Origin of the sequence: Streptomyces sp. MA5143a, from assembly GCF_900290235.1 — a bacterium.
Classification (GTDB): domain Bacteria; phylum Actinomycetota; class Actinomycetes; order Streptomycetales; family Streptomycetaceae; genus Streptomyces.
Map to the genome: position 1 here is coordinate 127599 of NZ_OLMK01000047.1, position 19904 is coordinate 147502.

Genomic DNA, 19904 nt, shown 5'->3' on the forward strand with positions numbered 1-19904 from the left:
GGGTGGGGGCCACAGGGGGCAGGGGACTGCCGGGCGCGGCTCCGTGGGGGGCGGGGCCGACGTCGGCAGGAGTTCGGCGGGTTCCGGGAGTTCGGTGGATTCCGGGGGATCCGGGCCTGTGGAGGGTTCAGGGCCTGTCGAGGGTTCGCGGGCTTTGGGTGACTCGGTGCCTGCGGGGGGCTCCGGTGTCCCGGTGGCGGGTTGGGTGCGGTTGGCGCCGATCCAGCGGGCCGCCGTGCGCGACGCGGCGGTCGCCGACGCCGGGTTCGGCGGACGGCTGACCACCTGGCAGAACCCGTCCTTCACCGGGTCGCTCTCGCACGCCGTCCTGCCCGACGCCCCGAGCGGCCTGATCAAGGACGTCCTCACGGTTTCGGCACGGCCCACGGCCGGGCTGGAACTGCCCTCGCTCACCTTGCCGGTGGCGAGGGCCGACGCGGAGCCCTTGGGCCGGGTGCCGGGCTTCGGCACGGCCGGGGAGGCGCTCGCCGAGGTGTACGACGACGCGTACGGCGGCACGCACGGCGACCCGATGGGCGACGCGCCCGGTGAGGTGCGGTCGGCCGGGGCCGAGCGACCGTCCGAGGGTGCGGGGCCGAGCGGGGGTGGGCGGCCGGCTGTGGACGGGCGGGCGGCCGACGGTGCTCGGGCGGTGCGGCGTGCGGAGCGGTCGGTACAGCGTGCGGAGCGCGCGCGTTCCGTGCGGGCGTCCCGGCCTGTGGGGCCCCGTGTGACCCCGGTGACTCCGGCTGCTCGTCCACACGCGTCTCGGCCGCCTCTGCTGACGAAGGGCCCCGCAGCGCCCGCCGTACAGCGGCGCGCGCTCCCGGCGGTACGACGCCAGGGGCCGGGACCCGACGGGGCGACGAGTGGCCCCGCTGCCGTGGGCGCTGCGGGCGAGGGCTCCACGACGGTCGGCGTGCTGGGGGACAGCTCCACCGCACCGGGCGTCGCGGGCGACGGCTCGACGGTGGATGTTCCAGACCACGGCCCCATGACGGACATCGCATCCGGCAACCGCAACGCTGTGACGCCTGGTCCTGGTCCTGGTCTTGGTGCTGGTGCTGGTCCTGGTCCTGTTCCTGGCAACGGCTCCATGACCGGAGTTCCGGGTGACGGCTTCGGCGTCTCGGCCGGTCCGACGGCAACCGGCGGCGCCGCAGCGAGCCGTGGCGGTACGGCGGGGCGTACCGGTGTCCAGCGGGCGGCCCTCGGTTCCGACGGGGCGCCGGCCCGCCCTGGCGGCCCGGCTGCCGTGTTCCGCGGGCAGCCCGATGCCGGTCCCGTCGGCACGTCGGACGCTGTTTCCGACCGTACGGTGACCGGCTTTGGCGGGCCCGCTGAGGGCAGCCGTACCGGGGCCACGGTCCAGCGGGCGACGCGCGAACCCGTTCGCCCAGCGGTCGGCCCCAGTGGTGCGCAGCCGCTGCGGAACGAGGCCGTGGGCGAGGACCGAGGGCCGGCGGCGCCTCAGTCCGACGGCGGCTTGGCGGACGGGCCCCGCGCAGGTACGCCGACCCCGACCGTCCCGTACACAGCGCAAGGAGGCGACCGCGACGCCAAGGCGGCGGAGCCGAGCCCTCAGGTGGCCGTCGTGCAGCGGGCGTCGAGCCACACGATGGGTACGCCGCCTGTCTCCGCCGACTCGACCGGCAGTGACGGCGGCGACGGCAACGACGGCACCGGCGTGCAGGGGCCCGGCGTCGGGGCGAAGGGCCCCGTCGGCGGACGGCCGGACAGTCGGCGGAGCACGGCTCCCGGCAACCGTGGGGCGACCGAACCCACCGGCGCGCAGCCTCAGCCTGCTCGAACGGCAACCGGCCCCGCGCCTTCGACGACCGCCCCCGGCCGTCCGGCGCCGACGGACTCGTCCGGCCCGGTGGCCGCGACCGCCCCGCAGGGACCGACAGCACCGACAGCACCGAGCAACTCGAACGGCAAGGTGGACGCCCCGCGCCGCCCTCACATCCCGCCAACCACCAACGCCCCACGCGGCGTTCAGCGGTCGGCGGTCACCCCGAGCACCTCGTCCAGCGCCCCCGCCGCCACGCCGACCACCCCGGCCACCGGCTCAACGGCCACCCCCTCCGCCGCCGCACCGCAAGGCCCCCGTGACATGACCGCCGGACCCGACGGCACCAAGTCGAGCGTCCAGAGGTCCACGCCCCAGCCGACCGGCGCCCCCACGCGAGTCACCGGCCCGAGCTCGCCCACGCCGACGAACCCCGTCGCGTCCACCCCCACCTCCCCCGGCAGCAAGACCTCTCCGCCCAGCACTTCTCCGCTCCCGGCCCCCCGCCCCCTCCAGCGGAGCACCACCGGTCGGACCCGGCGTACGGGCCTCGGCGCCCCGACCTCCGTCGACGTGCCGTCGCCGGCCACCCAGGCAACCCCGCAGCCCCCCGGGGCGACGCCGACCGCGACGTCACCGTCTGCCCCGCCCACCGTCCCCGCAACCACGACAGCGGCCGGTGCCACAGCCAGTCGCGCCGCGGGAACACCCGCACCCGCCACCGCCTCCCCCACGGCCCCCGAGCACTCTCCGTCCCCCGCGCCGGCCGTCTCCGCACCCACCGCCCCCGCAACAGGCACCGCCACTGCCCCAGCCGCACCGACACCCCCGCCCGCCCCTCAACTCCACCCCCCGGTCCAACGCGCGACCACGCCACCCCCGGTCCGCCCCCTCACCCCCAGCCGCGCCCTCACCTCGTCCACGCCCCCCGCGACACCCCCCGCCGTCCAGCGCAGTGCCACCCCCGGCGCCGTACCCCTGCGTCGCCCCGCCCCCCGGCACGGCACCGCACAGACACCGACCCCTCCCGCGGCCCTCGCCGTCCAACGCCTCTCCGCCGCCCAGCCCGCGCACCCCCGCACCACCCCCGCGCCACTCCCCGGCAGCCCTCCGGCGCTCCCTCCCCCACCCCCCTCCCGGCCGAGCGCACTCCCCGCCCCGCCGGTCATCCAGCGAAGCCCCCTCAGGCCCCACACCCCCACACCCTCGCCACCACGGTCGCAGTCGCCCACCCCACCCAAACCGCCGACCACCAGCCCGCAGCAAGGCACCCCCGCGCCCAAGCCCGCCCCCCTCCAGCGCAACCCCCTGCACCCCACCCCCGCCCACACCACCACCGCCGTCTCCCCGGTCACCGCCCACCGCACGCCCCCCGGCCCCACCACCCAAGCCGCAACCGCAACCCCTGCCACAGCCACAGCCACAGCCACAGCCACAGCCGCGACCAGCCCATCCGCCGGTACCTCCGACGCCCCTCCCGACTACGTCGCCGTCCCCAAGGGACAGTTCGACCCCCGCGCGCTCAGCGACTTCCAGTTGGACGAGCTGACGCACCGCCTGATCGGCCGGATCACCCGGCTCGTCCGTACCGAACTCCGCCTCGACCGCGAACGCATCGGCAGACTCCGCGACCCCCGCCACTGACCCCGACCAGCCCGACCAGCCCGACCGCCGAGCCCACGACGCCCCCGACCCCGGGCCCCCGCCCCCGGGCCCCGCACCATCCGCCCCAACCCCCAGAAAGGCCGCCCCCGATGTCCCGCGATCTCGACCCGGGCTCCACCATCTTCTTCACGCTGACCATCGACGGTGAGAGCCTCGGGTACTTCAACGGGTGCGAGGGACTCTCGTCGACGGTGGAGATCGAGCACCGTCAGGAGGGCGGGAACAACGGGTTCGTCTGGCAGTTGCCCTCCCGTGTCACCTTCTCCACCATCCGGCTGACCCGGCCGCTGACGCCGGACACGGCGAAGGTCGCGGCGTGGATCTCGTCCGTCGCCACCGGCGTGAAGCGGCCGACCGCCCAGATCGCCGCGCTGCGCGCGGACGGCTCGGAGGTCGCGCACTGGGGCCTGATCGACGTGCTGCCGGTGAGCTGGCAGGGCCCCACCCTGGACCCGGCCAACCCGAGCGTCGCCACGGAGGTCCTGGAGATCACCCACCACGGGTTCACGGACTGAAGGGGGCGGGACAGACCATGGCAAGGGGCACCAAGGGCGGCGCGGGCAAGAGCCTCGTGCGCGCCACGCTCGCCATCCACGAGCCGCCGGTCGGCACCAGTACCAGCAAGGGCGCGCTGATCGAGACGTTCGCCTTCGACTTCAACCCGGCGCGGTTGCAGCTGAGCCGGCGCGCCCAGTGGAAGGTGACGCCGACGGCGGCGGTGCGCGACGGTTCCGTACCGGAGTTCATGGGGCCGGAGCCCCGTGAGATGACCGTCGAGATCTTCCTGGACTCCTCCGCCAAGCCGGGCGCCACCACGGTGCTGAAGAAGGTGGAGTCGCTGATGGGGTGCTGTGAGGTGACGTCGAAGAGCATCGCCGCGAAGCAGCCCTCCCCGCCGTGGGTGGAGTTCCAGTGGGGGGCGTTCTCCACGGCCCGGTTCACGGCGTACGTCAGCTCCGTGGACGCCACGTACTCCCTGTTCGGGACGACGGGCGTGCCGATCCGGGCCACCTGTCAGGTCCGGCTGCACGAGATCCCCACCAAGACCAAGGGCCAGAACCCGACCTCGGGCGCGCTGACCGCGCGAAGCGTGCACCGGGTGGTGGCGGGCGACTCGCTTCAGTCGCTGGCGTGGCGGGAGTACGGGAACGCGGCGGCGTGGCGGGCGATCGCCGAGGCCAACGGGATCGACGACCCGACCCGGCTGACGACCGGCGTCGTCCTCGTCCTGCCGGCCGCCGAGGAGGTGGGTCCCTGATGGTGAAGCCGTCCCACTCCAACGTCGTCCACGTCACCATCGACGGCAACAAGCTGCCGACCGAGTACGCCGATCTGCTCGTCGGCGGCTGGGTCGACCTGGGGGCCGGGGTGCCCGGCGCGTTCCGGCTGACGTTCCGCGACCCGCACGGGCTGCTGCTCGGCAAGCTGAACATCAGGTTCGGCTCGCTGGTGGTCATCGCGTCCGTCGCCGACGGCAAGGGCGCGGGCTCCCCGCTGCTCACCGGCGAGGTCACCGGGATGGAGACCGACTACGACGGCACCGGCACGTTCACCGTCGTCCGCGGCTACGACCCGGGGCACCGGCTGATGCGGGTGCGCAGGGTGGCCGCGTATCGCAACCAGACGGCCGCCGACATCGCCCGCAAGCTGGCCTCGACGAACGGCATCCCGGTCGGGCGGATCCAGGGCACGAAGACGGTCTACGAGTTCATCAGCCAGTCGAACGTCACCGACTGGGACTTCCTGGCGAGGCTCGCCGACGAGAACGAGATGGTGATGTCGCTGGACTCCCGGGGGAAGTTCCAGTTCGTCGAGCCGAAGCCGGCGTCGGGAGCGCCCGCGACGAGCACCCCCGGCGAGAAGAGTCCCTTCGTGTTCCAGGCCGGTGTCGACGTGCTGCGCTGCCGGGCCGCCGTGACCGCCGCCGACCAGGTCGACAAGGTCGAGGCGCGCGGCTGGAACGTGACCACGAAGAAGAAGCTCACGGCGACGACGAGGGCGGCCACCAGCCCCGGTGTCGACATCGGCACCACCCCGCAGAAGGCCGCGAACCCGTTCAAGGCGGCGAAGCTCGTCGAGACCGACCACCCGTACGACATCCAGGCCGAGGTCACGCACGCGGCGAGCTCCCTCGCCGACGACATCACCTCCGCGTTCGCCGAACTGGAGGTGACGGTGCGCGGCAACCCCGAGCTGCGGCCCGGGGTGCCGATCACGCTGACCGACGTGGGCACGCCCTTCGAGGGCAAGTACACGTGCACCGCCGTACGGCACACGTTCGGCGACGGCAGCCACTACGAGACGTTCGTGACGGTCAGCGGCCGCCAGTGGCGCTCCCTGTTCGGCCTGACCTCGGGGGGTTCAGCGGCCGCCCCGAGGCTGCCCAGCGTCGCCAACGCGCTGGTCACCGATGTCGCGGACCCGCTGAAACAGGGCCGGGTGAAGCTCCAGTTCCCGTGGCTGGACGACACGTACGTCAGCGACTGGACGCGGACGGTGCAGCTCGGCGGCAAGGGCGGCGGCGGCATCTTCCCGCTGGACGTCGGCGACGAGGTGCTGGTCGCCTTCGACCGGGGCACGCTGGACCACCCGTTCGTCATCGGCGGCCTCTACAACGGCGTCGACAAGCCGACGCCGGTCAAGGACGTGTGGCTGCACGACCCGGTCAAGAAGAAGGCGATCCGGCACACGCTGTCCGACCGGGACGGCAACCGGGTGGACCTGCTCAGCCAGCAGACCGGCCTGCGCAAGCAGGGCGTGCGGCTGGCCACCGGCAACGACCGGCTGATCGTCAACCTGGACCGGACGAAGACCGAGATCACCGTGGACAGCAAGGGCGCCGTGCGGATCAAGGGCGGCACGTCGGTGTCCGTGAACGCCGGTACGGATCTGACGCTGAGCGGGCGGCGGTCGGTGACCATCAGGAGTGGTGGGCCGCTCACCCTCCAGGGCCAGGGGCTGGTCGGTCTGCGCTCACTGGCCGGCGCCGTCAACGTGTCCGCGATGGGCGCCCTCAACCTCAGCGCGACCGGCGCCACCACGGTCAACGCGGCCGGGACCGTGCAGATCAACGCCGTGGGCCAGCTGGGCCTGAAGGCCGTCAAGGTCGACATCTTCGGCGGGTTCTTCGTCAACCAGATCAAGTACCCGTTCGGGTGAGGGCCGAGAACGGCGTCGGGGACGTCCCGCACGTCCGACGCCGAAGCGCCGCAGAGACACACGTACGTCAGGAAGGGAGGCCGGCCCGCAGATGGCCGAGCAGTTCGTCGGGTCCGGTTGGGCGTTCCCGTTGCGCATCGGGCCGACCGGAGGCATCGCCCTGGTCAGCGGGGAGCGCGAGATCGAGGAGGCGATCCGGCTGATCCTCGCCACCGCGCCCGGTGAGCGGCCGATGCGCCCCGAGTTCGGCTGCGCCATCCACGACCTGGTGTTCGCCCCGGTCAACGAGGCCACCGCCGGCCGGATCCAGCACGAGGTGTACGCGAGCCTCGACCGCTGGGAGCCGCGCATCGAGGTCAGCGAGGTGGAGGTGACCGCCGGCGCGGAGCAGGGCGTGCTCTTCATCGACGTCCGCTACGCGATCCGCGGCACCAACAACCCGCGCAGCCTGGTCTTCCCGTTCTATGTCATCCCCTCCCACGACGAGCCGGACGTGCCGTCCGAGGCTCCCGAAAGCGACCGCTGATGGCCCTGCCCTCCCCCAACCTCGACGACCGCCGCTTCCAGCAGTTCGTCGACGACGCCAAGCGCTACATCCAGCAGCGCGCCCCGGAGTGGACCGACCACAACGTCTCCGACCCCGGTGTCACCCTCGTGGAGACGGTGGCCCACATGGCCGACCAGATCGTCTACCGGCTCAACCGGGTGCCGGAGAAGAACCACCTCGCCTTCCTGGACCTGGTGGGCATCACGCTGTTCCCGCCGTCCGCCGCCCGTACGGACGTCACGTTCTGGCTCTCCGCGCCGCAGGAGGAGCCGGTCGTGATGCCCGTCGGCACCGAGGTCGCCACCGTGCGCACCGAGAGCGAGGAGGCGGTGGTCTTCGCCACCGAGCGCGAACTGACCGTCGTGCCATGCGAGTTGCGGCATCTGGTGGTGCAGCTGAGCGGTGAGCCGGTCACCGACCGGACCGCCGACCTCGCGGAGGGCAAGGACCTGATGTGCTTCGCGGAGGCCCCCCGGCCCGGCGACTGCATGCTGCTCGGGCTGAGCGCGGCGGTCCCGTCGTGCGCGGTCGCGCTGGAACTGGACAGCCGCGTCGACGGTGTCGGTGTGGACCCCCGGCAGCCGCCACTGGTGTGGGAGGCGTGGACGGAGGACGGCTGGGCCGCGTGCGAGGTCGACCGGGACGGCACGGGCGGCCTGAACCGGCCCGGCGCGGTCGTCCTGCACCTGCCCGGCGGCCACACCCTGTCCCGCACCGGCGGCCAGGAGGCCGGCTGGCTGCGCTGCCGGGTCACCGAGCCCCACCCCGACCAGCCCTTCTACACCACCTCCCCGACCGTGCGCGCCGCCGAGGCGTTCACCCTCGGCGGCACCACCACCGCCGTGCACGCGGAGACGGTGTACGACGAGGCGCTCGGCGAGTCCACGGGCCTGCCGGGCCAGCGGCTGCGGCTGGCCCACGCGCCCGTCGTCGGCGACACCCCGCCGGTGCTGCTCCAGACCGCCGAGCACGAGGGCTGGACCGACTGGGAGGTCGTGCCCTCCTTCGCCGCGTCCACCCCGCACGACCGGCACATCACCCTCGACGCCGCCACCGGTGAGATCGCCTTCGGCCCCGCGGTCCGCGAACCCGACGGCACCCTGCGCCAGTACGGGGCCGTGGCACCCAAGGGCGCCGTCATCCGGGCCCGCCGCTACCGCACCGGCGGCGGCCGCGCGGGCAACGTCGCCCGGGGCGCCGTCCAGGTCCTGCGCACCTCCATCCCGTACGTCTCCGAGGTCGTCAACCGGGAGGCCGCGCGCGGCGGTGTCGACGGGGAGACCGTGGAGGAGGCGAAGGTCCGGGCGCCCATCACCCTGCGCGCCCAGGAACGCGCGGTGACCCTGCGCGACTACGAGGAACTCGCGCGGCGCGCCGCCCCCGACACGGCCCGCATCACGTGTCTGGAGGGCGACGAGGGCGAGCACGGGGCGTACGCGGTACGGGTCCTGGTGGTCCCGCAGGCCGTGCCCGACCCCGGCGGCCGGCTGCGCTTCGAGCAACTCGTGCCCGGTGACGGACTGTTGCGCCGCATCACCCGCCACCTCGACGAACGGCGCCTGATCGGCACCCGGTTGGCGGTGGGGCCGCCGTTCTACCAGGGGGTCACCGTCGTCGCCACGGTGCACGCCTTCCGGGGCGCCGACACCGACCGGGTCCGGCGGCAGGCCCACGACGCCCTCTACCACCACCTCGACCCGCTGACCGGCGGCGCCGACGGGCGCGGCTGGCCGTTCGGCCGTCCCGTCCAGGCCGGGGAGGTCTTCGCCGTCCTGCAACGCGTACCCGGCGTCGAGCTCGTCGACGAGGTCCGGCTCCACCCCGCGGACCCGCTGACCGGCAAACGGGGCGACCCCACCGACCGCATCGACCTCAGCCCACCGTCCCTGGTGTTCTCCTTCGACCACCGGGTCCGAGTGATCGGGGACAAGCAGTGAGCACCCCGCCCCGGCCGTCGACGCCGCCCCGGCCTTGGACGCCGCTCCGGGCCACGGCGCCGCTCCTGCCGGCGGCGCTTCCCGTGTCGGTCACCGCCGTGGGCAGTCGTTCCGCGGGGCGGAACGGGTGGGCACAGCGGGCAGCGCCGGGCGCCGTGGAAGCATGCGGCACGTACGGCGACGGGGCCACACCATGAGGGGCTCCATCGACGGCCTCGGGTCGTCCTCCCCCATCGGCCACATGCTCCCGGCCGTCTTCGCCGACGACGACCTCGCGCAGCGTTTCGTCGCCGGCCTGGACGAGGTCCTCGCCCCCGTCCTGGCCGTCCTCGACAACCTGGACTCCTACTTCACGCCCGCCCTCGCCCCGGTGGACTTCACGCGGTGGCTGGCCGGCTGGGTCGGCGCCGAGACCGACGGCACGGAACCGGAGGCCCGGCTGCGCGCGGCCGTCGCCGCCGCCGCGTATCTGCACCGGGTACGGGGCACCCGGCGCGGACTGTCCGAGGCCGTGCGGCTGGTGTTCGGCGTCGAACCGGAGATCAGCGAGAGCGGCGGCGCCGACTGGGACGCCCGCCCGCTGGGCCCGGTCCCCGGCGACCGCCGCCCCCATCTGCGCGTGTCGCTGCGGCTGCCGAACCCGACCCGCGCGGACGAACACCGGCTGGACGCCCTCGTGGCCGCCGCCCGCCCCGCCCACATGCCCTACACGGTCCACGTGACCGCCGCCGAAAGGACGCCCGAGACATGACCAGCCAGACCCCCGACACGGGCCGGGCCCGCAGCTGCGCCGAGTGCGGCACCCGCGGGGAGCCCGGCCAGTCCTTCTGCGACGCCTGCGGCGCGGTACTCGGCTGGTCCACCCCCACGGACGAGCCCCCGGCCCCCCGGACCACCGCCTCCACGCCCGACCGGGCCCAGCAGGATACGGAGCCCGCACCCGACCGGCCCTCGGCCCGCCGGAACGCCGACGACGCCCCCGGCCGTGCCTCGACCGACGGGGACGGCGAACGCGGCACGGCCGAGACGGAACCGGCGTGGGACGCGTTCGCCCACCCCGGCGCGGGCACGGGCACCGCCCGGACGGCCCACGACACGACCCCGGCCCACGCCGGCCCGGCCGCCCGCCGCGCCCCTGAGCGCCCCGCGTCCCCCGAGCCCGCGTCCACGGCCGCGTCCGCGTCGGCGTCCGCCGGAACGGCCACCCCCGCGACCGCGCCCACGGCGACCCCCGCGACAGAACCGGCGCCCCCGCCCGCGCCGTCGGCCAGGACCGCCACAGCGGCCACCGCCCCCACCGACACCACTCCCACCCCGTCGCCCTCCCCCTCCGCCTCCACCCCTCGGACCGCACCCGACACGCCGCACCCCGCCGACGACACCACCCCCCTGCCCGCCCCCGACTCCCCCGCGGCTCCCTCACCCTCCGACCGAGCGCGTTCCCTCCTCGTCCCGGTGGCCGATCCGGCGCCCCGGCCCGCCGCGGAGCCGGCCGTCGCGCCCGTGCTGCCGGGGCGGCCCGCCGTGCAGCGGCCCCAGGTGCGGGCTCCCGGCCCGGAGACCGGCACCGTGGGCGGTGTGCCGTGCCCCTGGTGCGCGACCCCCAACCGGCCCGACCGGCACTTCTGCGGGCGTTGCGCCATGCCGATGGCGGGCCGCGCGGAGGTCCCGGGCCGGCAGCCCTGGTGGCGGCGGATGCTCAACCCCGGTGGCGCGGAGGCGCCGTGGGCGGGTGACCGCCCCCGGCTGCGGCGCGGCTTCGGCCGGGTCCTCAACTGGGTCGTCGGCGCCCTGGTGCTCGCCCTGATCGTCACCCTCGCGTTCCGCGCCGACGACGCCGTCCAGGCGACCCGGGACCACTTCGCCAAGCGCGCCCCGATCGGCCCGGACCGGGTGAAGGCGTCCCGCTCGTACCCGGACCACGGCGCGCGGCTCGCCTTCGACCAGTTGAACAACACCTGGTGGGGGCCGGGTGTCACGCAGACCGGCGAAGGGGAGTGGCTGGAGGCCCGGTTCGACCATCCGACGCGGCTGCTGGACGTGGTCATCACGCCCGGTGTCTCGACCAAGGTGGACCAGCTGTCGCAGTCGGCCCGCCCGCACCGCATCGAGGCCGTGATCACCGCCGCCGACGGTGCGAAGAGCACCAGGATCATCAACCTGGACCAGGGGGCCGGCGGCCAGCGCCGCTCGTTCCGCGTCGGCGAGGTCACCGCCGTCCGCTTCGTCCTTCGCTCCGCCTACGGCGCCGATGCCAAGAAGCAGGTGTCGATCGCCGAGATCGAGTTCTTCGGCCGCTCCAACAGCAACACCTGACCCGACGGCCGGGCGGCCCCCTACCCGTCGTGGGTGCCGCCCGGCGGGTGACCCACCGCCTGTCTCCTTCTACGCTGGACGCTTCGAGTGCGAAGGGGCGGGTGGGACCGTGGCGCGACGACCGTACGCCTCACTCAAGCCGTCATCACCGTCACGGCCCACACCCCGCGCCTCGACCGCCCGCGCGAAGCGCTCCTCGCCGACCTGTCCCTGCGGATGACGGACCCGGGCCCCCACCCCTGACCGCAGGACCGCACCCTCCCCCCACACCCCGGAGGCCCCCATGCTGCGTGGCATCGACGTCAGCTCCCACCAGCCCTCCTCCTACGACACCACCGGCCTGTCCTTCGTCTTCGTGAAGGCCACCGAGGGCCGCACCTACACCAACCCGCGGCTCACCGCCCAGACCAGGACCGCCCGGGACGCCGGCCTGGTCGTCGGCTTCTACCACTTCCTCTGGCCGGGCAACCTGACCGCGCAGGCCGAGTACTTCCTCGCCAAGGCCCCGGAGAGGGCCGGCGACATCCTCGCCGTCGACTGGGAGACCACCGGCGAGGGCACCCGCGCGAGCAACGCCGAGAAGGACCGCTTCCTCCGGAAACTGAAGGAACTCCGCCCGGACCACCGCGTCGTCCTCTACTGCAACCACGACTTCTGGCTCACCGTCGACCGCACGTCCTATGCCGGCGACGCCCTCTGGATCGCCGACTACGTCACCGCCGGCAAGCCCCGCGTCAAGGCGAAGTGGCGCTTCCACCAGTACACCGACCGCCCTCACGACAAGAACGTCGCCGCCTTCGACACCGAGGCCGCCCTGCGGGAATGGGCCACGGGCGCGTGAGGGGGCGGGAACGGCGAAGGGGCGCCCGCCGCGGTGTGCGGTGGGCGCCCCCTTGGCCGGGGCACGTCACTTGTTGAGGTACGTCCAGAACTCGTCGAACGACAGGAGCTTGTCGCCGTTGAGGTCGCGGCTGTTGATGATGGCCTCGGCCACCGCCTCGGTGACGTTCCAGTCGCCCTCCTGGGCCAGGGCGGTCTTGAACTCGGCGGAGGTGATGAAACCGTCACCGTTCGTGTCGATCCGCTGGAACTGCTTGCGTGCTTCCTCGATGTCCGCCACCGGTCCGCCCCTTCGTCGTGCTCTTCATGCGATACAGCCATCGTTGGCGGGCCAAGATTAACCGGCACACCGCGCACGCGGTGCGGCACCCACCCGGGCCGGTGCGGTCGTCGATCATGTCGAGGAGTCCGGGCCCCGCGGTGGGTGGAGAGTCAAGGAGCGGTGATGGAGACATTGCGGGACATTCTCGACGCGGCGGCGGGTGGTGCCTTCCCGCCCCCGGACGGCCGTACGACGGTCGTACCGCAGCCGTCGTACCGGGACGCCGGGGTCTTCGCGTTCACCGCGCACACCGTCATAGCCACGGACGAGGACCCGGCGTGGGTGCACGAGACGCTGGCGGCCCTCGACTGCGACGCGCTGGCCGCGACCATGAACGCGCGGTTCCTGACCGCTCTGCTGGACCGCACGGGGCGCCGCGGCGACACGATCGACGTGATGACGGTGGGCGCGCCCCTGCCGGGTGTACCGGAGCCGCCGCTGGAGGAGATCTCCGATCCCGGTCATCCGAGGGTGGTGAGTTCCCGCGAGCGGCGCGACGACGTGCGGGTGTGGCGGACGGGGGGCGGCCTGCTGGTCCTCGGGCGAGGGGTCGCCGGGCGGCTGGAGGTCGCGGTCGAGGTGGCCGAGGAAGGACGGCACCGGGGGCTCGGCCGGGCCCTGGCGCGGGCGGCGCGGCAGCTGAGCGGGGGCGAGCCGGTGTGGGCCCAGGTGTCGGCGGGGAACGCCCGCAGTCTGCGGGCGTTCCAGGCGGCCGGTTATCTGCCGGTGGGTTCGGAGGTACTGCTGAGCGCCCGCTAGCCGACACCGGCCGGGCAGCCTGCCGCGCAGCCTGCCGGGCAACGGGGTGGGCGACCCGGCGGGCACCCGGCCGGGCGGCCCGGCGGGGTCAGTGCCAGGGCTCGTAGTGCGGGTTGCTCTCGCACTCGCTCATCTTCTCGGTCCTGGTCTTCTTGTCCACCGGGCAGACGCCGATGACGAACTGCCGCGCGATCCCGCCGGGGAAGGCCACCTCGACCTGGTCGGCCCACTTGTGCTGGTCCCCGATGGTCTTGTTCACGTCCACACCGCCGGGGGCGTCGATGTAGTAGTTCCAGCCGGACTTGTACCAGGTCTTGTACAGGTCATGGTCGTATGTGGTCGAGACGTACGGGGAGGGCTGGTTGACGAGGACGTACTGTTCGATGTCGTACTGACCGTCGATGACGTCCCTGGGGTGGAAGCCCTGCTCGAAGACGACGGCCGGGCCGCGGCTGTCGCTGCGGTAGAGGGTGCCGCAGGTGGTGCGCCAGACCGGCTCGGGCGTGATGCGGTCGACGTCCACGCGGCGGTCGGCGGCGGCGTGGATCCTGTCCTCGAACTGGGGGCAGGCGGGGGCGGCGGCCCTACCCGGGGCCCGGTTCCCGGGCTGGGCGGGGACGGTCGCGGCGGAGGTCGCGAGGACGGCGAAGAGGGACAGGACAACGGCGGCGGCCCGGCGCCGCAGACGAGTGGTGATCACGGTCAGCACCCTCTCGACCGGGGGGCGAGGGGCCGGGGACCGTCACCCGTTCGGCGGCGTGTCAGGCCGCCCGGTTGTCACGCCTCACCGGAAGATGCCCGTGTGGCCGAGGGAGTAGCGGCCGGGCTGGGGGTACACGGCGAGGCCGTGCGGGCCGCTGCCGACGGGGATGCGGGCGAGCTGCTTCCCGGTGCGGGTGTCGATGGCGTACACCTCGGAGTCGTAGCGGCCGGAGAGCCACAGGACCTTGCCGTCGGCGGAGACGCCGCCCATGTCGGGGCTGCCGCCGTCGGGGAGGTGCCACTTCTTGGTGAGTTCGTTCCTGGTGAAGTCGAAGACGGAGACGGTGCCCTCGCCGCGGTTGGAGACGTACATCTCGCGGGAGTCGCGGCCGACGTACAGGCCGTGGGTGCCCTTGCCGGTGGGCAGCAGCTTCGGCTCGTCGAACGTGTCGCCGTCCAGGACCCACATGCCGTCGGCCATCATGTCGGCGATGTAGAACCGCTTGCCGTCCGGGGCGATCTTCACGTCCTGCGGCATGGCGCCCTCGAAGGGCAGTTTCCGCTGGGCGACCACCTTCATCTTCTCGGTGTCGACCTTCAGGAGTTCGCCGCTGAACTCGCAGGACACGATGAAGTACCTGCCGTCGAGCGAGAAGTCGGCGTGGTTGACGCCGTAGCAGCTGACCGGTTCGGTCTTGACCCGCTTCATGGTGTGCGGGTCGCGGAAGACGAGTTCACGGTCGAGGGAGGCCATGACGACGGCGTACTTGCCGTTCGGGGTGAAGTACAGGTTGTACGGGTCGTGCACCTCGACGGGTTCGCCCGCCTTGCCCGTCCTCGGGTCGATGGGCGTGAGGGTGTGGCCCCGGTTGTTGTTGACCCACAGGGTCTTCAGGTCCCAGGACGGCACGACGTGCTGGGGCTGGCGGCCCACCGGGATCGTCTCGATGATCTCGTACGTCGCCGGGTCGATGACGGAGACGGTGTCGGACTCGCTGTTGGGGACGTACACCCGCGACGGGAAGTCCTTGACGACCGGGGAGAGCCGGCCCGGACGGTCGGCGGCGTAGACGTCCTTGGGGTCGAGGACGGGCGGCATGCCGTGCAGGCCCTGTGCCTCCGGCCGTTGTCTCTTCTTCCGCTCGGCGGCTTCGGCCGCGGCCCGGTCGGCACGTTGGGCCCGGATCCGCTGTTCCTGCTCGTCGGTGCCGGTCGCGCTGCCGCACGCGGCCACGGCGGCGAGGACGGCCGCCGCGAGGAGGGCGCGCTGGACGAGGTGGCGCTGCATGAGGGAGGTGCGGGGCGTGGTCACGCGCACCTTTATAGGGAGGTCGGGCAGGTTTTCCGGCGATTGGCCCGTTCGGCGGAGATCCGCGTCGCGAGACGGCGAGGGGCAGCGGGGGGCTGTCCCGGTCCAGCCTCCGGGGGCGGTCCCGGTCCGGTCTCCGGGGGCGGTCCCGGCGGGACCTAGCGGTCCGCGACGCGCATCTCGAACCAGGTGGTCTTGCCGCGTGGCAGCAGATCCACGCCCCACCGGTCCGACAGTTTGTCGACGAGGAAGAGTCCTCGTCCGCTGATGTCCATCTCCTGCACCGGCATCAGACAGGGCAGGCCCCGTGAGGGGTCGCGGACCTCGACGCGGATCCAGCCGCGCCGCCGCCGCATCCGTAACCCGAAGACCCGGGCCCCGGTGTGCCGTACGGCGTTGCCGACCAGTTCGGAGACGAGCAGGACGGCGTCCTCGGTCATCTTGGGCGAGAGGCGCCACTCGCGGAGGACGACGACCTGGGCGAGCCGGCGGGCGGTGGCCGCGGACTCGGGGCGGGACGGGAGCGGAACCTCCGCCTCCGTGGGGTTGCCGAACAACTCCAGTGCCTTCAGCGCCCGTTCGTCCTCGATCGCAGGCGACCAACGCGCCGCGGTCGCACTCCCGTGCCGCCGCGGCTGTTCGATACCCTCCAGCCCCGCCATGCCCCCATCATGGCCGCCCACAGCGCCCTTCGTGGCCGTTCCGGAGGAATACAACCCCCGGAACCAACCATTCCGGGGGTTTCGTATGTCATATGCCAAAGGCATCACATACCCGTCGACACCCCTCTTGACCTGCGCGGACCATCTGAACTTCGGTCAGACCGCAGAGCCTTGGCCGGAACTTTCTTAAGGCTGCCTTAAGACTGCGATAAACCGCTCCATCGGGGGACGCGGGTAAGACATCGCGTCAACTACAAGGGGAGCAGCGGAAGTCGCGGGCGGGAATTCCGGCCGGTCAGACGAACTTCGCCTTGCCCGGCCCCTCCTCCACGAAGCTGCGCATCCCGCGCTCCCGGTCCTCGGTGGCGAACAGACCGGCGAACCAGTTCCGCTCGATCGCGAGCCCCGTCTCCAGGTCGGTCTCCAGGCCCGCGTCGATCGACTCCTTGGCCGCCCGCAGCGCGATCGCCGGACCCTGGGCGAGCTTCGCGGCCCACTCGTGCGCGGCCGTGTACACCTCGTCGGCCGGGACGACCCGGTCCACGAGGCCGAGCGCGAGGGCCTCGTCGGCCTTGACCATACGGCCGGTGAAGATGAGGTCCTTGGCCCTGGAGGGGCCGATCAGCCGGGACAGCCGCTGGGTGCCGCCCGCGCCCGGGATCACCCCGAGCAGGATCTCCGGCTGGCCGAGCTTCGCGTTCTCCCCGGCGATGCGGTAGTCCGCGCACAGCGCCAGCTCGCAACCGCCGCCCAGGGCGTAGCCGGTGACGGCCGCGACGACCGGTTTGGGGATGCGGGCCACCGCGCTGAAGGAGTCCTGGAGGGCGCGGGAGCGGACGACCATCGCCGCGTGGTCCATCGCCTGCATCTCCTTGATGTCCGCGCCCGCCGCGAACACCTTCTCCCCGCCGTAGAGGATGACGGCGCGGACGTCGTCACGCCCCGCCGCCTCCTCGGCGAGCTCCTTGAGGCGGTCCTGGACGGCGATGTCCAGGGCGTTCATCGGGGGGCGGTCGAGGCGGATGGTGCCGACGCCTTCGGCGACTTCGAGATGCACAGTCATGCAGGCAGGTTAACGGGGACTAACGACAGCGGCTCCGGTGTGCTGCGTCACAGCACACCGGAGCCGTACGTCCGACCGGAAGGGCTATGCCCGTCCGGCTGGAAGGACTACGCCTTCCACTTGTCCCAGGACATGTTCCAGCCGTTGTAGCCGTTGTCCGGGTCGACGACACGGTCGTTGGAGTTCTTCACGACCACGACGTCACCGACCATCGAGTGGTCGAAGAACCAGCCGCCCGGGGCCTTGCGGTCGTAGCCGCCGCGGGTGTCGCGCAGACCGATGCAGCCGTGGCTGGCGTTGTAGTTGCCGAAGGCGTCCCCGCCCCAGTAGTTGCCGTGGATGAAGGTGCCGGTGTTCGTCAGGCGCATGGCGTCCGGCACGTCCTTGATGTCGTACTCGCCGCCGTAGCCGACGGTCTCGCCGTTCATCCGGGTCACGCGCAGGCGCTCGCTGATGACCATCTGGCCGTTCCAGGTCTCCATGCCGGGCTTGCCGGTGGTCACGGGGATGGTCTTGATGAGCTTGCCGTCGCGCTTCACCTTCATCGTGAGCTTCTTTACGTCCACGACGGAGACCTGGCTGCGGCCGATGGTGAAGGAGACCTTCTTGTTCTGCTCGCCGTAGACGCCGTCGCGCCCCTCGACACCGTCGAGGTTGAGGTCGACGGTGACCTTCGTGCCGGCCGCCCAGTACTTCTCCGGGCGGAAGTCGAGGCGGTCGTTGCCGAACCAGTGGCCGGCCACCTCGACGGGCGGCTCGGTCTTGATGGTGATGGCCTTCTCGACGTCCTCGGGGGCCGTGATGCCGCGGGTGAAGCGGATCGAGAACGGCATGCCGACGCCGACCTTCGAACCGTCCTCCGGGGTGAAGATGCCGACGAAGGTGTTCTTCGGGGTCAGCGTGGTGAAGGACGACTCCTCGGCCGCCTCACGCCCCTCGGTGTCCTTCGCGACGGCGTGCACCTTGTACTCGGTGGCCGAGTTGAGGTGGATGGACGGCGTCCAGGTGGCGCCGCCGTCCGTGATCTCGCCGGCGATCTTCTTGCCCTCGCCGTCCTCGACGGTGACCTCGGACAGCTTGCCCTTGGTGGCGGTGACCTTGAGGGCACCGCTGGTGGCCACGTCCTTGGCCTTGTTCTTCGGAGCGATGGAGACCACCGCTTGCGACGGCTCGGTGGCCGCCTTGCCGGAAGCGCTCTTGTCCGAGCCCTTGCCCTTGTCGCCGTCGGAGCCGGAGTCGGACCCCCCGCCTCCGCCCCCGCACGCGGTGACGGCGAGCATCAGCAGGCCCAGCAGCAGTGCCAGGACCCCCTTGCTCCCCCGTGCCCGCGCGCCAACCGACGCCCCCGATATCGGTCGCCCGTTCAACTCTCTTGTCTCCCCTCGCACGGCCTTGAGCAGGCCCGCACCCCTCCGCGCAGCACGCGCGTCCGCACGTACATTAACCAGATGATCGGATGGGATTGGCCCCGGCGAATGTCACCGTTCAGTCCCAACTTGAACAATCCGAGCCCCGGTCCCCGGTCCGGCCCCACCCCCGGACGCCCGCCGCGCGCGTACGGCTATGTCGGTTACTTCACCGCGGCACCCGCTTTCCATGCCTTCCACCCCATGTTCCACCCGCCGAGTCCGTTGTCGGGAGCGACCTTTTTGTCGTGGCTGTTGACGACCTCCACGACGTCCCCGACGAGGCTGCGGTCGAAGAACCAGCCCGCGGGAGTACTGGAGCTGCCGCCCCTCACATCGCGCAGGCCGACGCAGCCGTGGCTGACGTTGGCCCGGCCGAAGGCGTCCGGGGCCCAGTAGTTGCCGTGCAGGAAGGTGCCGGAGGTGGTCAGGCGCATGGCGTGCGGAACGTCGGGGATGTCGTACTCGCCCTTGCCGTCGGCCTTCTTGAAGCCGACCGTGGCTCCGTCCATCCGGGTCACCTCCAGCATCTCGGTGACGACCATCTTCCCGTTGTACGTGGTCGTGCCGGGCGCCCCGGTCGTGACGGGCAGGGTGGCGAGCACCCCGTCGCCGCGCTGGACGCGCATGGTGTGCAGGGCCGCGTCGACGACGCTGACCTGGTGGCGGCCGATGGTGAACGAGAACGTCCGGTACTGCCGGCCGTAGACGCCGGGCGCCCCCTCGACGTCACGCAGCCGCAGGGCGACGGTGACCTTCGTGCCGGGCTTCCAGTACGTCTCGGGGCGGAAGTCGAGGCGGCCCCCGCCGAACCAGTGCGGGCGGACCTCGACGGCGGGCTCCGCGGTGACGCGGACGGCGCGTTCGACGGCCGCGCGGTTCTCGATCTCCCGGTTGAACTCCAGGGAGACGATCATCCCGGTGCCGACGGTGGAGCGGTTCTCCGGGGCGACGTACGCGATGAAACGCTTGTCGGGGACATACGTGCGGAATGTGATGTGCCGGGCGGAGCGGCGGCCGTGGGTGTCCAGCGCGACCGCGTCGACGGTGTACTTCGCGGCCAGCGCGAGCTTCCGTGAGCCGGTGGGGCGCCAGGTCAGCCCGTCGGCGGACACCCGGCCCGGAACGGGTGACTCCTGGGCGTCCTGCGACTTCACCACCTTGACGGACTCCAGGCGCCCACTGGGCACCCGTACTTCGAAGCGCTGCTCCGGGCGCACGCCCTTGCTGCCGTCCTCGGGGGTGACCCGGATCGTGTCGTCCGGAGCTTTCTCACTGGTCGGCGGGGGTGTGGGGGTGCATCCGGCGACGGCGGCCAGCAGGCCGGCCGCGACCAGTACGGCGGCCGGCGCGGCGCCGGGGCGGCGCGCGTGCGTCTGTGCGTGGTTCACGTGCGGCCCAACGACGGCGCACGCCCCCGGGAAA

18 protein-coding genes are annotated in these 19904 nt (G+C 72.7%); 10 read left to right on the forward strand and 8 right to left on the reverse strand.

The window, feature by feature from the left end:
- Window positions 1-1998: 1998 nt before the first annotated feature.
- A complete protein-coding gene (locus SMA5143A_RS42610; protein WP_146193927.1) occupies window positions 1999-2238 on the reverse strand; it encodes a hypothetical protein in 240 nt (79 codons plus the stop codon).
- A 1308-nt stretch (window positions 2239-3546) separates the two neighbouring features.
- Between SMA5143A_RS42610 and SMA5143A_RS22430 the strand changes: the two genes are divergently transcribed.
- The 9 genes from SMA5143A_RS22430 to SMA5143A_RS22465 all read left to right on the forward strand — a co-directional run bounded on the left by SMA5143A_RS22430 (window position 3547) and on the right by SMA5143A_RS22465 (window position 12257).
- Window positions 3547-3972: a phage tail protein gene (locus SMA5143A_RS22430; protein ID WP_055521704.1), complete on the forward strand. Its 426-nt coding sequence runs from the start codon at window positions 3547-3549 to the stop codon at window positions 3970-3972.
- A 17-nt stretch (window positions 3973-3989) separates the two neighbouring features.
- Entirely contained in the window at window positions 3990-4715 is a 726-nt protein-coding gene (locus SMA5143A_RS22435) for a CIS tube protein (RefSeq protein WP_107464665.1), read from the forward strand.
- Window positions 4715-6616 carry a VgrG-related protein gene (locus SMA5143A_RS22440; protein ID WP_107464666.1) on the forward strand — a complete coding sequence of 634 codons (1902 nt, stop codon included), beginning with the start codon at window positions 4715-4717 and terminating at the stop codon, window positions 6614-6616. The genes SMA5143A_RS22435 and SMA5143A_RS22440 overlap by 1 nt, the downstream gene beginning before the upstream one ends.
- Before the next feature lie 91 nt (window positions 6617-6707).
- Window positions 6708-7142, forward strand: coding sequence for a GPW/gp25 family protein (locus tag SMA5143A_RS22445; RefSeq protein ID WP_099970620.1), 435 nt, complete (start codon window positions 6708-6710; stop codon window positions 7140-7142).
- A complete protein-coding gene (locus SMA5143A_RS22450; protein ID WP_107464667.1) occupies window positions 7142-9100 on the forward strand; it encodes a putative baseplate assembly protein in 1959 nt (652 codons plus the stop codon). The genes SMA5143A_RS22445 and SMA5143A_RS22450 overlap by 1 nt, the downstream gene beginning before the upstream one ends.
- Before the next feature lie 193 nt (window positions 9101-9293).
- Window positions 9294-9851 carry a phage tail protein gene (locus SMA5143A_RS22455; RefSeq protein ID WP_107464668.1) on the forward strand — a complete coding sequence of 186 codons (558 nt, stop codon included), beginning with the start codon at window positions 9294-9296 and terminating at the stop codon, window positions 9849-9851.
- Window positions 9848-11416, forward strand: coding sequence for an NADase-type glycan-binding domain-containing protein (locus SMA5143A_RS22460; RefSeq protein ID WP_107464669.1), 1569 nt, complete (start codon window positions 9848-9850; stop codon window positions 11414-11416). Before SMA5143A_RS22455 ends, SMA5143A_RS22460 begins: the two co-directional genes overlap by 4 nt.
- A gap of 87 nt (window positions 11417-11503) precedes the next feature.
- On the forward strand, window positions 11504-11659 hold the full coding sequence (locus SMA5143A_RS43095; protein ID WP_181361968.1) for a hypothetical protein: 156 nt from the start codon (window positions 11504-11506) through the stop codon (window positions 11657-11659).
- Window positions 11660-11699: 40 nt separating this feature from the next.
- A complete protein-coding gene (locus tag SMA5143A_RS22465) occupies window positions 11700-12257 on the forward strand; it encodes a glycoside hydrolase family 25 protein (protein WP_107464670.1) in 558 nt (185 codons plus the stop codon).
- A gap of 66 nt (window positions 12258-12323) precedes the next feature.
- Here SMA5143A_RS22465 and SMA5143A_RS22470 read toward each other — a convergent pair whose 3' ends face one another.
- Window positions 12324-12536, reverse strand: a complete 213-nt coding sequence (locus SMA5143A_RS22470; RefSeq protein WP_099970614.1) for an EF-hand domain-containing protein — start codon at window positions 12534-12536, stop codon at window positions 12324-12326.
- A 165-nt stretch (window positions 12537-12701) separates the two neighbouring features.
- Between SMA5143A_RS22470 and SMA5143A_RS22475 the strand changes: the two genes are divergently transcribed.
- A complete protein-coding gene (locus SMA5143A_RS22475) occupies window positions 12702-13337 on the forward strand; it encodes a GNAT family N-acetyltransferase (protein WP_107464671.1) in 636 nt (211 codons plus the stop codon).
- A gap of 88 nt (window positions 13338-13425) precedes the next feature.
- Here the strand turns inward: SMA5143A_RS22475 and SMA5143A_RS22480 are convergent, their stop codons facing one another.
- The 6 genes from SMA5143A_RS22480 to SMA5143A_RS22505 all read right to left on the reverse strand — a co-directional run bounded on the left by SMA5143A_RS22480 (window position 13426) and on the right by SMA5143A_RS22505 (window position 19870).
- Window positions 13426-14046, reverse strand: a complete 621-nt coding sequence (locus SMA5143A_RS22480) for an ADP-ribosyltransferase (protein WP_181361969.1) — start codon at window positions 14044-14046, stop codon at window positions 13426-13428.
- Between the two features lie 75 nt (window positions 14047-14121).
- Window positions 14122-15351: a YncE family protein gene (locus SMA5143A_RS22485; protein ID WP_375136532.1), complete on the reverse strand. Its 1230-nt coding sequence runs from the start codon at window positions 15349-15351 to the stop codon at window positions 14122-14124.
- Between the two features lie 155 nt (window positions 15352-15506).
- The gene (locus SMA5143A_RS22490; protein ID WP_055518023.1) at window positions 15507-16010 is read right to left on the reverse strand and encodes an ATP-binding protein; all 504 of its coding nucleotides are present in this window, start codon (window positions 16008-16010) and stop codon (window positions 15507-15509) included.
- A 295-nt stretch (window positions 16011-16305) separates the two neighbouring features.
- Complete coding sequence (locus SMA5143A_RS22495) at window positions 16306-17073, reverse strand: enoyl-CoA hydratase/isomerase family protein (RefSeq protein WP_107464672.1); 768 nt, start codon at window positions 17071-17073, stop codon at window positions 16306-16308.
- A gap of 107 nt (window positions 17074-17180) precedes the next feature.
- Window positions 17181-18440, reverse strand: a complete 1260-nt coding sequence (locus SMA5143A_RS22500; protein WP_181361970.1) for a L,D-transpeptidase — start codon at window positions 18438-18440, stop codon at window positions 17181-17183.
- Between the two features lie 203 nt (window positions 18441-18643).
- Complete coding sequence (locus tag SMA5143A_RS22505; RefSeq protein WP_107464673.1) at window positions 18644-19870, reverse strand: L,D-transpeptidase; 1227 nt, start codon at window positions 19868-19870, stop codon at window positions 18644-18646.
- Window positions 19871-19904 lie beyond the last annotated feature (34 nt).